This is a genomic window from Geomicrobium sp. JCM 19055 (assembly GCF_000698185.1).
GTDB classification, from domain to species: Bacteria; Bacillota; Bacilli; order Bacillales; family Marinococcaceae; genus Geomicrobium_A; species Geomicrobium_A sediminis.
On sequence record NZ_BAXL01000007.1, the window covers coordinates 89,626 to 105,217 of the forward strand.

Annotated in this window: 14 protein-coding genes and 4 pseudogenes; 13 read left to right on the plus strand and 5 right to left on the minus strand. The window is 41.7% G+C overall.

Annotation, left to right across the window (positions count from 1 at the left end; genetic code table 11):
• Nucleotides 1-171 precede the first annotated feature (171 nt).
• The 5 genes and pseudogenes from cdaA (at nt 172) to glmS (ending at nt 5,787) form a co-directional block, all read left to right on the plus strand.
• Entirely contained in the window at nt 172-993 is an 822-nt protein-coding gene (gene cdaA, locus JCM19055_RS07845) for a diadenylate cyclase CdaA (protein WP_042359346.1), read from the plus strand.
• Nucleotides 986-1,309, plus strand: coding sequence for a hypothetical protein (locus JCM19055_RS07850; RefSeq protein WP_042359347.1), 324 nt, complete (start codon nt 986-988; stop codon nt 1,307-1,309). The genes cdaA and JCM19055_RS07850 overlap by 8 nt, the downstream gene beginning before the upstream one ends.
• 55 nt (nt 1,310-1,364) lie before the next feature.
• Nucleotides 1,365-2,240, plus strand: coding sequence for a YbbR-like domain-containing protein (locus tag JCM19055_RS07855; protein ID WP_042359348.1), 876 nt, complete (start codon nt 1,365-1,367; stop codon nt 2,238-2,240).
• Nucleotides 2,241-2,274: 34 nt separating this feature from the next.
• Nucleotides 2,275-3,622 (plus strand): annotated as a pseudogene (gene glmM, locus JCM19055_RS07860) (phosphoglucosamine mutase).
• Between the two features lie 363 nt (nt 3,623-3,985).
• Nucleotides 3,986-5,787, plus strand: a pseudogene (glmS, locus tag JCM19055_RS07865) (glutamine--fructose-6-phosphate transaminase (isomerizing)).
• A gap of 245 nt (nt 5,788-6,032) precedes the next feature.
• Here the strand turns inward: glmS and JCM19055_RS07870 are convergent.
• The 4 genes and pseudogenes from JCM19055_RS07870 to JCM19055_RS07890 all read right to left on the minus strand — a co-directional run bounded on the left by JCM19055_RS07870 (nt 6,033) and on the right by JCM19055_RS07890 (nt 10,617).
• Nucleotides 6,033-6,443, minus strand: coding sequence for a GNAT family N-acetyltransferase (locus JCM19055_RS07870; RefSeq protein ID WP_042359349.1), 411 nt, complete (start codon nt 6,441-6,443; stop codon nt 6,033-6,035).
• Nucleotides 6,444-7,467: 1,024 nt separating this feature from the next.
• A pseudogene (locus tag JCM19055_RS07880) lies at nt 7,468-8,626 on the minus strand (thiolase family protein).
• Between the two features lie 4 nt (nt 8,627-8,630).
• On the minus strand, nt 8,631-10,115 hold the full coding sequence (locus tag JCM19055_RS07885; protein ID WP_042359351.1) for an AMP-binding protein: 1,485 nt from the start codon (nt 10,113-10,115) through the stop codon (nt 8,631-8,633).
• Between the two features lie 4 nt (nt 10,116-10,119).
• Nucleotides 10,120-10,617 carry a biotin transporter BioY gene (locus JCM19055_RS07890; protein WP_193745359.1) on the minus strand — a complete coding sequence of 166 codons (498 nt, stop codon included), beginning with the start codon at nt 10,615-10,617 and terminating at the stop codon, nt 10,120-10,122.
• A gap of 175 nt (nt 10,618-10,792) precedes the next feature.
• Here JCM19055_RS07890 and JCM19055_RS07895 point away from each other — a divergent pair, with 175 nt between their 5' ends.
• From JCM19055_RS07895 to JCM19055_RS07910, 4 genes are all read left to right on the plus strand, one after another.
• Entirely contained in the window at nt 10,793-11,311 is a 519-nt protein-coding gene (locus JCM19055_RS07895) for an STM3941 family protein (protein WP_042359353.1), read from the plus strand.
• Between the two features lie 72 nt (nt 11,312-11,383).
• Nucleotides 11,384-11,701, plus strand: a complete 318-nt coding sequence (locus JCM19055_RS07900) for a hypothetical protein (RefSeq protein WP_042359354.1) — start codon at nt 11,384-11,386, stop codon at nt 11,699-11,701.
• Nucleotides 11,702-11,849: 148 nt separating this feature from the next.
• Nucleotides 11,850-12,080, plus strand: a complete 231-nt coding sequence (locus tag JCM19055_RS07905; RefSeq protein WP_042359355.1) for a hypothetical protein — start codon at nt 11,850-11,852, stop codon at nt 12,078-12,080.
• Nucleotides 12,077-12,616, plus strand: a complete 540-nt coding sequence (locus JCM19055_RS07910) for a TSUP family transporter (RefSeq protein WP_265181935.1) — start codon at nt 12,077-12,079, stop codon at nt 12,614-12,616. Before JCM19055_RS07905 ends, JCM19055_RS07910 begins: the two co-directional genes overlap by 4 nt.
• A 33-nt stretch (nt 12,617-12,649) precedes the next feature.
• Here JCM19055_RS07910 and JCM19055_RS07915 read toward each other — a convergent pair.
• Nucleotides 12,650-13,599: pseudogene (locus JCM19055_RS07915) on the minus strand (ring-cleaving dioxygenase).
• Nucleotides 13,600-13,687: 88 nt separating this feature from the next.
• Between JCM19055_RS07915 and JCM19055_RS07920 the strand changes: the two are divergent.
• The 4 genes from JCM19055_RS07920 to JCM19055_RS07930 all read left to right on the plus strand — a co-directional run bounded on the left by JCM19055_RS07920 (nt 13,688) and on the right by JCM19055_RS07930 (nt 15,266).
• Entirely contained in the window at nt 13,688-14,287 is a 600-nt protein-coding gene (locus tag JCM19055_RS07920) for an alpha/beta hydrolase (RefSeq protein WP_042359357.1), read from the plus strand.
• A 113-nt stretch (nt 14,288-14,400) separates the two neighbouring features.
• Nucleotides 14,401-14,550, plus strand: coding sequence for a hypothetical protein (locus tag JCM19055_RS27235; protein WP_193745360.1), 150 nt, complete (start codon nt 14,401-14,403; stop codon nt 14,548-14,550).
• Entirely contained in the window at nt 14,531-14,965 is a 435-nt protein-coding gene (locus JCM19055_RS07925) for an NADPH-dependent FMN reductase (RefSeq protein ID WP_052366087.1), read from the plus strand. Before JCM19055_RS27235 ends, JCM19055_RS07925 begins: the two co-directional genes overlap by 20 nt.
• Nucleotides 14,966-14,990: 25 nt before the next feature.
• The gene (locus tag JCM19055_RS07930) at nt 14,991-15,266 is read left to right on the plus strand and encodes a GNAT family N-acetyltransferase (RefSeq protein ID WP_042359358.1); all 276 of its coding nucleotides are present in this window, start codon (nt 14,991-14,993) and stop codon (nt 15,264-15,266) included.
• The last annotated feature ends 326 nt before the right edge of the window (nt 15,267-15,592 follow it).

Below are 15,592 nucleotides of genomic sequence, written 5' to 3' on the forward strand. Positions count from 1 at the left end.
TCACAAAGCATAAGGGTTAAGAGAAACGAAGAAGAGTTATACTGTGTAGATACTGAATGATTTCTAAGGATCGCTGAGTTGCTACCAGTTAAATCGAGAGCTATGTTATACTAGTAATGGTGTTAACCTCTCGAGGTTTCTCGCTTTTAAATCCTAGTGGGAGGCAAATGAATGTTTGGTGAGGAGTTCGAATTACTTACGTGGCTACGCCGAATTATTGATATATTGCTCGTTACATTTGTAGTTTATAAATTGATTTCAATCGTTCGTGGAACGAGGGCAGTTCAGTTATTAAAAGGAATTATCGTCATCTTAGCAGCAGGCTTCTTGAGTAACTTCTTCGGCTTGCATACGATGTCGTTTATTATGAATCTTGTCATTACATATGGTGTGCTAGCGATCATCATTATTTTCCAACCTGAAATGCGTAGAGGACTAGAACAATTAGGCCGCGGACGTCTATTCGGGCGTGGACAATCGACTGAAGAAGAAGATTCAGTGAAGACGATTGATGCGATTATGAGTTCATTAAAGTACATGGCAAAGCGTAGAATCGGTGCGTTGATTTCAATTGAGAAAGAGACGGGGATGAGCGACTACATTGAAACCGGAGTCGCCGTAAACGCTCAGATTTCATCAGAGCTTTTAACGAACATCTTTATGCCAAATGCGCCTTTACATGATGGCGCAGTCATTCTTCGTAGCAATCAACTCGTTGCTGCGGCGTGTTATTTGCCGCTTTCGGAGAATCCATTTATTTCAAAAGAACTCGGTACGAGGCATCGCGCTGCAATTGGTGTGAGTGAAGTAACGGATGCATTAACCGTAACCGTTTCAGAAGAAACAGGCGCCATCTCTGCAACAAAGAATGGTGAGTTGCATCGAGACTTAGACGATGAAACGATTCGCAAGATGCTTGAGAAAGAATTACTACAGGCATCCAAATCATCCAATACGTCGTTTTGGAATTGGGGAGGGCGTAAAGATGGATAGGCTCTTCAATAACAATTGGTTTTTAAAGTTAATTTCATTAGTCATCGCGACGATGTTGTTTTTGTTTGTGAATATGGATGACTTTGGGAATCGTCCTGGTGCAACACCGATTATGAGTACAGAACAAATTCAACTAGATGAAGCAGAGCTAGATATTTATTACGATGACGAACAATATGCAATTGCAAGCATCGATGATGACATTGATGTTCGTGTCTCCGGCACACAGAGTGCACTGACGTTATTCCAAGTCACAAACCCTTCGTATGAAGTCTATGTAGACTTATCTGAGCACGGGACAGGGTTCATACGTTGATGTTCAAACAGCGAATTTTCCAAGTGGACTAAATGTTAGTGTTGAGCCGAGCACAGTGAGAGTCGTCTTAGAAGAACGTCAAGCGGTTACCCTACCTGTTGACGTTGAATTAATGAATGAAGAACAAATCGCAGAAGGTCATACAATTGGTGACCCCGAAGTGAATCCAGGAGAAGTAGAAGTTCATGCAGGTGCTTCGGTGCTTGATAACATTACATCGTTGCAAGCGTTTGTTGATGTAGCAGGGGCAGACGAAACGTTTACAGAGGTCGTTGAGGTTATTGCTTACGGACCTTATGGAGAGCAACTGGATGCTCACATTGACCCAGAGGCGGTAGAGATCACAGTCCCAATCCGACTACCTTCCAAAGAAGTACCATTAGAATACGATACGACCGGAGAATTGGAAGATGGACTTGAAGTCCTTGAAATGACTTTGTCAGACGAAGCAGTAACGATCTACGGTCGATATGATGACATTAACGACATTGATTCGATTCATATTGGGACGCTTGATTTAAGTTCAATAGAAGAGAGTGAAACACGGGAAGTGGAAATCCCTCTTCCAGATGGTGTGAGTTACGTAAGACCAGAGGTGATTGAGCTCGATATTCTTCTTGATGAATTCGAAGAATCGACGTCTCTAGATTTAGAGATCGAAATGGACAATCTGCCTGAGACATACAACGCATCGATCCCTGAAGAACAAGATGGAGATCGTGCCTATCGTGTCACGGTTCACGGAGATGAAGAAGCACTTTCTGAGTTAAGCGAGGAAGACATTCGACTTTATATTGATTTTAGCGAAGAGGAACTAGAAACAGGGGAGCAAGTCGTTCCAATTCAAGTTGAGGGTCCGAATGATTTAGAATACCGCTTGGAAGTTGAAGAAGTGCCCGTAGAAATAACCGAAACCGTTGCAGGTGAATAGCTTATTAAGGGTAAGCATGAAGGAGAGATATTGAATGGGTAAGTATTTTGGCACTGATGGTGTAAGGGGTGTAGCTAACACTGAACTCACGCCTGAGCTTGCGTTTAAATTAGGGCGTGCTGGAGGATATGTGTTAGCCAAAGAGAGCGAACAGCCAAAAGTTCTCATCGGCCGTGATACACGAATTTCTGGGACAATGCTAGAAGGTGCATTAGTTTCAGGGTTGTTATCTATTGGAGCAGAAGTGATGAGACTTGGCGTCATAACGACACCAGGAGTCGCCTTTCTTACAAAAGCTGTCAATGCAGATGCAGGAATCATGATTTCAGCATCACACAACCCGGTCGAAGATAATGGCATTAAGTTCTTTGGTGGAGATGGGTTTAAACTTTCCAAGGAACAAGAAGAAGAAATTGAAACGATCATCGACAAAGAAGATACACTCCCAAGACCTACAGGAGCTTCACTTGGCAACGTTAGTGATTATTATGAAGGTGTACAAAAGTATGTTCAGTATTTAAAACAGTCGGTTGACGAAGAATTTACAGGACTGCACATTGCTATTGATTGTGCGCACGGTGCTGCGTCTTCAGTTGCACCGAGAATGTTCGCAGATTTGGATGCAGACATTTCGACGATTGGCAACAACCCTGATGGTACGAACATTAATGACGGGGTAGGATCAACTCACCCTGAGAAACTCGTACAACTCGTTCGTGAAAAAGAAGCAGACATCGGTCTTGCTTTTGACGGCGACGCGGATCGTCTAATCGCTGTTGATGAAAAAGGGCAACTCGTAGACGGAGATAAAATTCTCTACATTTGCGGGAAGTTTCTTAAGGAAGAAGCGATGCTTGCACACAACACAGTGGTTACGACAGTGATGAGTAACCTTGGGTTGTATAAAGCGTTGCAAAAGGCAGGCATTCAAACGCAACAGACAGCGGTTGGAGATAAGTATGTAATGGAAAAAAATGCGTGAAGGTGGCTTTACCCTTGGTGGCGAGCAGTCAGGACACATTATTTTCCTTGACCATACAACGAGTGGAGACGGAATGTTAACAGCAGTGCAACTCGTGAATATAATGAAAGTGAAGAACAAGAAGCTTTCGGAACTCGCTGAGGAATTAGAGACATTCCCTCAACAACTTGTGAACATTCGTGTGAGCGACAAGCATGCAGTTGAAGAAAATCATGCTGTAAAAGCTGTGATTGAGCAAGTTGAAGAGAAGATGGCTGGTAACGGTCGTGTGCTCGTTCGACCAAGTGGAACAGAATCTCTCGTTCGCGTGATGGTCGAAGCGGAAACCGATGAGTTATGCTTTGAATATGTGAATGAAATTTCTGCGGTTGTCCAAGAACAACTCGGAACGGATGCATAAGATAAACAGGAGCTGTCGTTCATGAACATTATTCGACAGCTCATCTTCATTTATTGACGTTTTTTTGACAAATTATAGTACGATTGCGGTATTCATTCTAGAATGGAAAGGGGCATTGTCACACGATTTACTAGTTTCATAAAGCGCCTGGACTGCAAGTCGATGCAGTTGACGAGGAGGAGGTTCATCGAACGTCGGCGGATGCCTCCCGGTTGTTTTGTCACAACCGAAAGTCATTGACTGAAAACGAAGAGGTGACTCTTCGTACAAAAGCAATGACCATGACAGTGAATTTACGACTATAGAGTGGGGACAAGAGACTGTCCCGTAATGTGCTTGTCCCCTTATTGGAGGAAATCAGTTATGTGTGGAATTGTCGGTTATGTAGGAACACAAACAGTGAAAGATATCCTATTAAAAGGATTAGAGAAACTCGAGTACCGTGGCTATGACTCAGCTGGACTCGCAGTCATTGATGAGAATGTAAATGTGATTAAAGAAAAGGGAAGAATTGCGACCCTTCGAGAGAAAGCAGAAGCAACGGATGCGGATGGCACGATTGGAATTGGTCATACGCGTTGGGCAACACATGGTGTACCAAACATTACGAATGCTCACCCTCATCAAGGTAATGAGAAGCGTTTCACACTCGTTCATAACGGTGTGATTGAGAACTACGAAGAGCTTAAGGCGGAGTTTTTAAGTGACGTGACGTTAACGAGTGATACGGATACAGAGATCATCGTGCAAATGATCGAGAAGTTTGCGGACGCAGGTGCAACACCGGAAGAAGCGTTCCGTCAGGTTCTTTCTAAATTGGAAGGTTCTTATGCCATTGCTATGCTTGATGCGAATGATGCTGATACGATTTATGTTGGTAAGAACAAGAGCCCGTTGCTCGTTGGTCTTGCTGATGATGCAAACGTTGTGGCATCGGATTCAATGGCAATGCTACACGTGACGAAGACATTCGTTGAGCTAATGGATGAAGAAACCGTCATCGTGAATCGTGAAGGTGTACAAATCAAGAAGCTAGATGGTACAACGGTCGATCGTGAACCATTCACAGCTGAGCTTGATGAAAGTGATACGGAAAAAGGCACGTATGCTCATTATATGTTAAAAGAAATCGATGAGCAGCCGTTCGTAATCCGCAACATCATTCAACAATACCAAGATGAGCAAAACGAAATTAAGCTCTCCAAAGACATCCGCAAAGCGTTGGAAATGCAGATCGCATCTATATTATTGCAGCAGGAACGAGCTACCATGCAGGTCTCGTCGGAAAAGAACTCTTGGAGAAGGTTTCTGGAATTCCAGTTGAAGTTCACATCGCAAGTGAGTTCCTGTACAACCAACCATTGTTGTCAGAGAAGCCATTGTTCATCTTCATTTCACAAAGTGGAGAAACAGCGGATAGCCGCGGCGTTCTCGTCAATGTGAAGAAAGCTGGACTGCCGTCCGTTACAATTACGAACGTACCAGGGTCAACGCTTGATCGTGAAGCCGACTTTGCATTGTACACGTATGCAGGACCAGAAATTGCGGTAGCATCGACCAAAGCGTACACGGCACAAATGGCAGTTCTGTCTATCTTAGCGATGGATGCAGCGATTGCAAAAGGCATTGATACAGACTTTGATGCGATCCATGAATTAAGCATTGTCGCCAATGCGATTGAAGTGCTCACAGATGCGAAAGACGAAATGGAACAAATCGCAAGAGACTACTTGCTCGAAACACGCAATGCGTTCTTTATCGGTCGCGGATTTGATTACCACGTCGTTCAAGAAGGTGCATTGAAGCTTAAAGAGATCTCCTACATTCAAGCGGAAGGTTTCGCTGGAGGAGAATTAAAGCACGGAACGATCGCACTCATCGAGGACGGAACACCCGTCATCGCACTTGCCACACAACAAAGTGTCAACTTGAACATTCGAGGAAACTTACAAGAAGTCGTATCTCGTGGGGCAAATCCATGTGTCGTCAGCATGGACGGATTGAACCGTAAAGGCGACAACGTCGTCATTCCAAAAGTCCATGACTATTTGACGCCACTCGCTTCAGTGATTCCATTGCAACTCATCTCGTACTACGCAGCATTGCATCGTGGATGTGACGTTGATAAGCCTCGTAACCTTGCAAAAAGTGTAACGGTTGAATAGGTTTAGCGAGTGAGTTTCACAATTTAAGTGCATTATAAAAGGTCGCTCAAAACGTTGAGCGACCTTTTTATTGATTGTAGAATATCAGTTTATACCGTAATAAGTTGCCAGTACATCAACAATATAAAGGTGGAGTTTTCAATACTCAGGATAATTAAATTAATATTCTGTTTATAATACAGTGGTAAATGATAATTGTGAAATGTATCGTAACGAGTTTAATCCTTATTTCATATTAATCATATTCAACTTATTTTGGCAAAGCAAACTAGATCACCTTGATCGCACGAGGAAAATAAGTGTTTTTCATAAAATGCTCTCACTCTGGGTTCATCATTGGTCAATAAGATTTTTTGCCTTACATTTTTATAATTAAATAATACTTTCACCAACAACTTGGAACCCAACCCGTGATTTTGGTATGCTGGTAATACTAAGAGATCTTGAATGTATATGATAGTTTTGCCATCACCAACAACTCTAATTAACCCTATTAATTTATCATGATCCCATGCTGAAATGACAGCTAATGAATTTTTAAAACCTGCAATTAATGTAGGCATATTTTTAGTGTATGCAGTCCAGCCTACATCATCGTAGAGTGACTTTAATACTAACTCATTAAAGACTTTTTCTTCTCTGTAGTCTATGTTCATAGATACACTAACTCCATTCGTATAATGTATGTTACAAACAATCAAATTTAGAAGAGTAACTTCCTCAACCGAATTAGTTTGTTTGTAGCTAATGGGACAAGCCAAAAAGTTTTACTTTCTAGTTTGGATTACTTCATAGCTCATTAAAGTTAAACCTCCAACTAGCATTACAACGGATAAAATAACATGTAAAGGGAAGGAGTCCCACATTGATGAATAGATCATCTCTGTAATGTCTACTCCACCTCCTGAGACTACAGCGGTAGTAATGAAAGTACCCATATAAATAATGATGCTAGCTAGAATTAGTGTCGCACTAAATATAGACGTAGTCATATTTATACACTCCTTTTTAACCAATACCACTTTATGGAAGAACTAAACCATATTGTTATTTTAGCTTGGTTAGTTGACTGAATTACAAAAAAAAGGTCGCTCACATTTGAGCGACCTCAGGCTGTTTAGAAACTTAAACGGACCAAAAGTGTACTCTTAAATGAGTAAGCGGCTTCTGTGGCTACGCTTGCCGCGGGCGTTGCTCAGCTATCGTGCTTCGCACGATGATCTTCGGCTAACGCTACTCCCGCAGGCGTCTTCGCCACGACAGCCGCTTTTATACAGCATATTGAGTCTGTAAAAACAAAAGTAAAATGTATAACTTTAATACTTTAAAATCTACAAGTTCATTAACTCTCTACTTCATATTTATATAAGAACAGCACTTTTTCGACACTCTGAAGGTCGCTCACATTTGAGCGACCTTTCCATTATAATGTTCCAACTCTTTAATAGAAAAAAGGAAGAAACAGAGAGCAGCAAACACAAAGATCGCAACTCAATAATAAACGAATTTAGGCTAATTATTGGCACTGCCACATAAGTTAAGACTTTAACAGCTACTATGGGTAAACGTTCTTCTGATATCTCCATAGCAATCTCCTAAAGAAGTTTTGTGATTGCTTGATTAACTTAGATGGTGAAGTTACATAAACATGTTCTGGTCTAGACCTATATGTGCTTTTTTTTATTCTTCCGGGTCCCTTCGTAATAATATCGCGGTTCCTAGCCCACCCCCAATGCCCATCGTAGCAATTCCGTATTGTGCGTTTGTTTGTTTCATATTTTCAATAAGTCTTGTTACGATAATGCTGCCAGATGCACCGTACGGGTGTCCGAAGGCGATGCACCACCGTTTATATTCACTTTTTCTAGAGGGATGTCTAGTAATTGTAGTGAGGCAATGACTTGGGAAGCGAAGGCTTCATTGAACTCAACAAGATCGATCTCATTCATGGTTAACTTATTCTTCATAAGTAGCTTACGGATGGCAGGAACTGGTCCGATGCGAGGAGGTTCGGGTCAACTCCTGCAGTGACTGCGTCTAAGAAGATTGCTTCGGGTTTTAACGTATAGCATTGCGCTTGTTCCTTTGACATGATTAAAGTAGCGGCAGCGCCGTCATTTTTTTGGGCAACAATTCCCCGCGGTGACGGTCCCGTGTTGCTCGAACACCGGCTTGAGGCGAGTGAGCAGTTTCTTCATGTCGTTTCTTCGTATACATTCGTCTTGATTAAAGATCGTACCGTTTGTACGTTCCACGGGTACGATTTCATTGTTAAAATGACCTTTTGCTTGCGCAATAGAAGCGAGCTGATGCTTCGCCACGCAAAGTCATCTTGCATTTCACGTGTAATGCCAAACGTTCTTGCGACGTTTTCAGCCGCGATCCCCATATCTGGATCACCAATGTCATCTGGAGCAAACCGTGCCCTTGTAAACTCAAGAGGCTCTGCGTGATCACTCGTTGGTTTTTCAACTTTTAGAGGTGCAAAGCTCTCGCTTTCGACACCACCGGCAATGTAGATGCTTCCAGCCCCGCTTTGAATAAAGCGAGCGGCATAAACAATCGCTTCTAGACCTGAACCGCATTGACGATCAATCGTGACGCCTGGTATTTCGAGTGGGAAACCTGCCTTTAATAAAGCGAGTCGAGCAAGATTTCCACCGGGTCCGACAGCATTCCCAAGTACGACTTCGTCAATTTGTTTCGCTTCAATCCCTGTATCAGTGAGTAATGATTGCAAGACAGGAGCGGCTAAATGTTCGGGACGTACGTCACTTAATGCGCCACCGGCTTTTGCTATGGCTGTTCTTTTGGTTTTTACAATAACGGGAGTGTGCACGTAATCACCTCTGAATGAGTTCTTTTAAGCGCGCTCGAGCTATCTTGCCACTAGATGTATAAGGAAAAGCGTCAATGGTGTATGTTCTTCGTGGCCATTCATGTCTTGGCAGGTGCTCTTTGTAGATGGATCGTAAAGTGCTTTGTTGGTCACCATTTGATTGTTCTGTAATTACAAGAACTGGAATCTCTCCCCAAAACCTACTCTGTAGACCAATAACAGCAACTTCATGTAAGTCTGAGTACGTTTTAACAATTGTTTCGATTTTCTCAGGGAAGATATTCCACCCACCGCTGATAATGCGATTCTTTTTCCTGCCTACGAGGTAGAGATCGCCATCGTGGGAGAGCTTGGCTAAGTCGCCTGTTACCGCCCAGCCGTCGATGAGAACGTTTGCTGTCTCATTGTCATCGTTTATGTACCCGCTAAAGAGCATGTTGCTCTTTACGTGTAGTGTACCGATTTGCTCAGGTGGTAGTGGGTTTCCTGAATCATCTCGAATTTCCAATTGAACGCTCGGAAATGGTTTACCGACAGATTCAGGGTTACGTAGATGATCACTTGGCGTAGATACCGATACGAAGCTTAATTCAGAAGCACCGTAAAACTCAAACAGCTGAACGTCTGGCCAAGCGTTTTGCAATCGCCCTTTTGTTTCGGTCGTTAATTTATCACCAGATGTGATCAGTGAGACAGGTTGTGTGTGTTGTTCAGAGGGTTCAAGTGATGCTAAAAGTGATTCTGCCATTGTAGGCACAAGGTACATATGTGAGACAGGGTGATTTTGAATGAGTTTGAGTGACTTTGCTGAAGAATACTGATTCAATACGTACAACGTTGCCCCATTGAAAAGTGCATGAAAAACAGCAAATAGAAATAAAGAATGAACGATCGAACCAGGTGCAACGACATGGCTGTTTTGGTCAATCTTGAAAACGGAATGACACGCGGTAAAGCTCTCAATCCAAGATTGATGATGACGGATGAATGCTTTTGGATTACTCGTAGTACCAGATGTAAATCCAATGTAAAAAGGTTCTGTATCCCCTGCTGCTAAAGTTGGGAATGTACCTGTATGTAGATCGCGCCAATCTGTATAATAGAATGTACCAGTACTTTTGCTAGTTCTGTAAGGAATAACGTCTACAGTCGTGTGATTACGCACGAGATCTCGAAATTGTTCGTCAATAAAAAGGATATCAACGTGTTTAAGGCTTTCCTTCAATTGCTTCTGTGACCACTTCGGATCAAGAACAACTATAATATGGCCAGCTGCAACAGCGCCACATAATGTCTCAATGACTTCACGATGGGTATGAGCGAGAACGCCAACCGCCATTTGCGGTTTATTGTACTTATTTAATCCAATCATGACTTGCCCCATTGTGTAAGCGAGTGTGCGATAGTTGATCGTTGAACGTTCATCAACGATGGCTAGTTGATCGGGGTTCTTTTCAGCGTAGTTAAAGATTGGTGCAACAAGATTCATAAGATCACCTTTTCATCGTTTCATTTAGAATTGGAACCGTACCGGTTTGTTTAAGCTTGATCGTTAAGGCAGCGGTGAGCACAACTTTAACAGCGTCGCCAGGCAAAAAAGCGAGATTCGCGATGAAGCTTTGTGGAAAGGGAAGGTCGGTTGTAAAAGAGAACCATAAACTCCCACATAGATAAATGAATAGAATACCACCAACAACATTGATGAAGATTAAGTTACGCATAGAGTAGTGGTTGAGTCGTTCGGTGAACCACCCAATCATAAACGCAGCGAGTGGCCAAGACAGTATGTAGCCCCCTCCGGGTGCAGTCAGGACACCAAGACCGCCTCGACCACCAGATAACAGGGGGATGCCGATCGCAATAAGTGCTACGAGTAGCAGTATACTAAGGAACCCCCTCTTAGAACCGAGCAAAGCTCCTGTTAACATGACGCCGAATGTTTGGAGCGTAATGGGCACAGGAATAAAAGGGATCGGAATCGGTGGTAACAACCCAAAAACAGCTGAGAACGCAGTGAACATCGAAATGAAAATGAGATTTTTTGTTTTAATGTGTAGCCCTCCTTTCGATTGTTAACCACATTTAAAAATAGGTTAACATATAAACAGTAAAAGAGGTAGAAAATTAGTCCATTTACATATCAACAACCTGGAACGGAGTATACCAATGATAGAAAAATCATTTTACTTATCAAAAAAGAGAAGTTACTTGGTGATATGGCTAAGCGTAGTGTCGGGATTAATCATGTTATTTTTCGCATTTGTAGCATGGTTGAATCCGGATGGTGAGGGTACATTAATTTTCTCATTCTTGGCATTTATCCTGTTTGGCTGCGGTTTTCAAATATTTTATAACTTACATCAGACAGGTCCGATCATCACCTTGAATGAGGAAGGGATGATGTTTACGGTTGGTTTAGTACCTTGGGAAGATGTACAATCTGTCCGCTTGCTTCATTTCAATTTGCATACGGTCATCTTCTTTATTACGGATGATGATACGAAGTATGAACACCACTTTTCTGGGCAAATTCCTGGTTATATTTACGATACCTTAACGAAGGCTGGATTCCCTGTATTCAGTTTGGGTTATCAACAAGTGACAGAACCTAAAGTATTGCTTCAAATGCTCATGGATAAAGGCATCCCTGTTTACGATAAAAAAAGGACGTTTGATGAACCGTGAGCATAAGGAAGTGTCTTAGGTTGGAAATATTAGTAGTACACTGCGTGCATTAATTAAAGGGGATTTTTACTTATGATGAATAAATTAATGATTATCCCAATTTTATGTTTATTACTTATGGGTTGTTCAACAACCGCAATTGAGCAAACTGATCATGTAGCTTCTCATTCAATAGAAGGAAAAATAATTAGTATGGGATTTCTTTCAAATAGCTTTTCTATCGCACCAGAGCATGAATCGTTTGATGAATTAGTCGTAAACACTAGAAATAGTGACATTCCTTCAAGGGCGAAAGTTGGGGATACAGTGGTCATTGGTTTCGATGGCTCAATAATGGAAAGTGATCCTCCTCAAGTTCATGCACTCTCGATTGAGAGAATAAATGAGTAGCGAGTTGTGAGAAATAAAGTACAAACCGAAATACCTCCTCCTCTTGATAAGCTTCCCATGTAGCTAAATTAACGAGTTGCTCTAAAAGAATTATGATACGATTACATGGTCAAATATGGTTGTAGCTTTGTTGAAACGAGTGGTTGTCATGATTCTAATTATCATCGGATTGATCTGTGGTCTAATTGCAAGCATATTAGGAGCGGGAAGCTCCATGTTGGTCGTTCCGTTGCTCGAATATGTATATCCATCATTGGTAGGGGAGTCGTTAACGGTACAAACGATCACGTCGGCGGCGCTTGTTCTTACGTTATTTTCAACGGGTGCTGCAACAGTACGTCATCATTTTGCCAAGCGAATTCCTTATAAAAAAAAGTGATTTTTTATGTGTTGTTCGGGTCGATTGGTTCTTTTTTGTCGAGCATGTTTCTGGCTGAACATGTGAATCAATTGGTGTTTCTTAGCCTATTTCTTTTTATTGCTATCATTTCGTTAACGTTTAATTTAATTCCCTTTAGAAAGCCGAACATCGACCCGAATCAGCGGATGTCTATGATTTTTGGGATGGGGTTGATGTTTTTTCTAGGTGTGGTCACAGGGGTGATCGGTGTTGGTGGTATGATTTTAATCATTCCATATATGGTGTATGTTCTTCACTATTCACTCAAGACGACGATTGCCATTACGACATTCACTGGCGTTTTCATCTCGTTGTTTGCAATCATTGCAAGAATACCTTCGGGCTCAATGGACTGGGAGTTTGCTATTTTACTAGGAGTTGGTGGGCTGATTGGGGGTTTAATCGCACCTTCATTAAGTGCAAAAATTCCTGATGCAATCTTAAAACTTAGTCTAAATACACTATTGTTTATTATTATTATGACCGTTATTGTTGATCTAATTTCTATCATATAAAAGAAGCGAAGTAGTTACTTCGCTTCCTTTTTATTACGTTCTAAGTGGTTTTAATTTAGCTTCGATTTCTTTTCGGTCCGGCTCTAAAAATGAAGGAAGAGAGAGCTTCTTTCCTAAGGACGCTAAGTCTTCATCAATATCAAATCCTGGACCATCCGTTGCTAGTTCATAGAGGATCCCGTTCGGTTCTCTGAAATACAGCGATCTAAAGTAGTAGCGGTCGACGAATCCAGAAGTTTGAAATCCTTCATTTTCGAGTCGCTCTACCCACTGTTTTAATTCTTCTTCTGTCTCCACCCGAAAAGCGATATGGTGAACACTTCCCCGTCCTTCTCGAGATTTCGGGGTGTCTTTTTGTTGTTCCACATGGACTTGACCATTTAACCCAGAGTCGCTCATTTCAAAGACATGGACAGACGTGTCGTTTTTTTTCATAAGAGCCGACTTGTGTTAAACCTAAAACATTCGTTAATACTTGACTTGTCGCTTCTAAATATTGAACGACTAACGTTACAGGTCCTAAACCTAGAATAGCTTGATCCTGTGGAATGTCATCGGTCTGATTAGTAACGTCTAATGTAGCGTGAACATCTGGAGTAAGAACCATCCGGTGACCTTCAGGATCTTCGAATGGCAGTGAAGGTATGCCATTTATCTCTTGAATGTTTTCATGATTCACTTGAAATCGTGTAAAGCGGTCTTTCCAAAATGTGAGTGATTCTATCGAAGGTACGAGTAATGAAATGGAAGACACACGGTTCGTGCCGTCTCGTTTTGCAGCAAGGTTAGGAATTTCAAAGAATGTGAGCTCTGTACCTGGTGATCCTTGTTGGTCAGCATAAAACAGGTGATAGTTCGATGTGTTTTCTTGGTTTACTGTTTTTTTTAACAAGATTCATACCAAGGATGTTTCTGTAAAACGCGAGATTCTTCTCAGCATTGGCGGACAGTGAAGAGATGTGGTGCAACCCTTTTAATCTCATGAAGCTTCCTCCTTCGTCTACATTGACTTACTATCAGTTTACAGTTAAACTATAGTAAGTCAATATTATGAAAGAGAGGGATAACACAATGAAATCGTTCTATCATCATAGCCAAACGAGTCAAGATGTCTTCATCGTTTTACACGGTAGCGGAGGAAGAGAAACAGACTTACTACATGTCGTTGGTGAAATCGATGATTCCCTTTCTGTGTTAGGAATTCGCGGTGATGTATCGAACAATAACAAAGGCTTTCGGTACTTTAACAGACCGGTAGACGGACAGTTTGATTATGCAGAGATCCAAGAGAATACAGACAGAATCGCTTCCTTTATTAAAGAACAAGTAGGAACGGGTCGATCCATTCACCTCGTTGGCTATTCTAATGGAGCAAATCTAGCGATTAGTTTATTGCTCTCACATAGCGACTTGTTTGATTCTGCGATTTTACTTCATCCGAGTCATTTATTTTCCCATGTTGAAGCGAAGTCACTCGACAATGTTGCTGTATTCATTACATCTGGAGCAAGGGATGTGATCACAACGCCAGGGGATGTGATGGCTGTGAAGAAGCAATTAAGTGATAACGGTGCGCAAGTGACGGTGAAACTGACTGATTACGGGCATGAATTAACGGATGAAGAGATAAAACAGGCGACAAGTTGGTGGAACACTGAGGTGAAAGCGTAATGCTCGTAGCACTGGACGCGGCAATTGTGTAGCTTATACGAGTTGTGGGCGATCTGTGCTATGATTTAACCAATCTAGTAGAAGCGTAACGTTTAATCATTTAGGAGGTTGTTATGGCGGATAGAAATCTTAAGATTGCAATGATTTGTGGAAGTCTACGAAAGCAATCGTACAATCGGAAGTTAATGGAAGTCATGATTGAAAAGAAACCGAGCCATTGGCAAATGAAAGAAATTGAAATTGATGCGATTCCTTTTTTTTAATCAAGATGTTGAAGCAGAAGGGGATCCAGAAAGTGTACAACAGTTGAAAGAAGCGATTGATGAAGCGGATGGTGTAATTGTCGTTTCACCAGAGTACAATTCTGGCAGTCCAGCTGTTCTGAAAAACGCTTTAGATTGGGCATCACGCCCTGCCAAAGGCACAGTCCTAAAACACAAACCATTTGCGTTAGCAGGTGCAAGTCCAGGAGGGGCAGGCACAGTGCAATCCCAAGGGCAAACGCGTCAAACGTTACTCACGCTAGACGCCTATATTATGCCAGGTCCAAAGATTATGGTCGGCTCTGTTCATAACAAACTCAATGAAGATCAGTCTGAAATTGCGGATGAAGCCACAATTAAACGTGTCGAAAAGTTCCTCGGTGCCTTTGAGGAATGGATGTTGCATTTTAAATAAACGTACATGTGAGGTGAAGGGTAACATGATTAGTAAGGAAGAGAAACAACATGTATATCAAGATCAGCATGGAGAAGAAATGGGTAAAATAACGTTTAAGCCAATCGGTTCTAAGAAAATCATCATTGACCACACGATCGTAAAGGAAGCGCATCGAGGAAAAGGGATCGCTGAAGAGTTGGTGCATTCGGTTGTTGAAAGAATGAGAAGCGAGGAGAAGGTCATTCTTCCTTTATGTCCATTTGCAAAAGCGGAATTCGAGCGCAATCCATCGTATCAAGACATCCAAGTAGAGAAATAGCCTGAGAACTAAGCCATAGCAAATCGCTATGGCTTAATTTTTTTATATGAGGATAACGCTTATAGCCCCTTTTTATCACTAGAAGTAAAAGGTAGACGTATTAGACTAGAGACGTTGATTTTTCAACTTTTAAAAGTAGATCATTCGTATTCTTTAAAAGTTATTCTATTGACATGTTGATCACGACTTGTAAAATGACAGCAAGTTAAATGACAAAGACTAAGCAATTCGATGTTGATAGAATCTGTAGCGATGATGAGGTGGATGGATTGCAACTAAAAATGAAGAGAATCAAGGTCAACTACCACGTTCTCTTTATTCAAGCG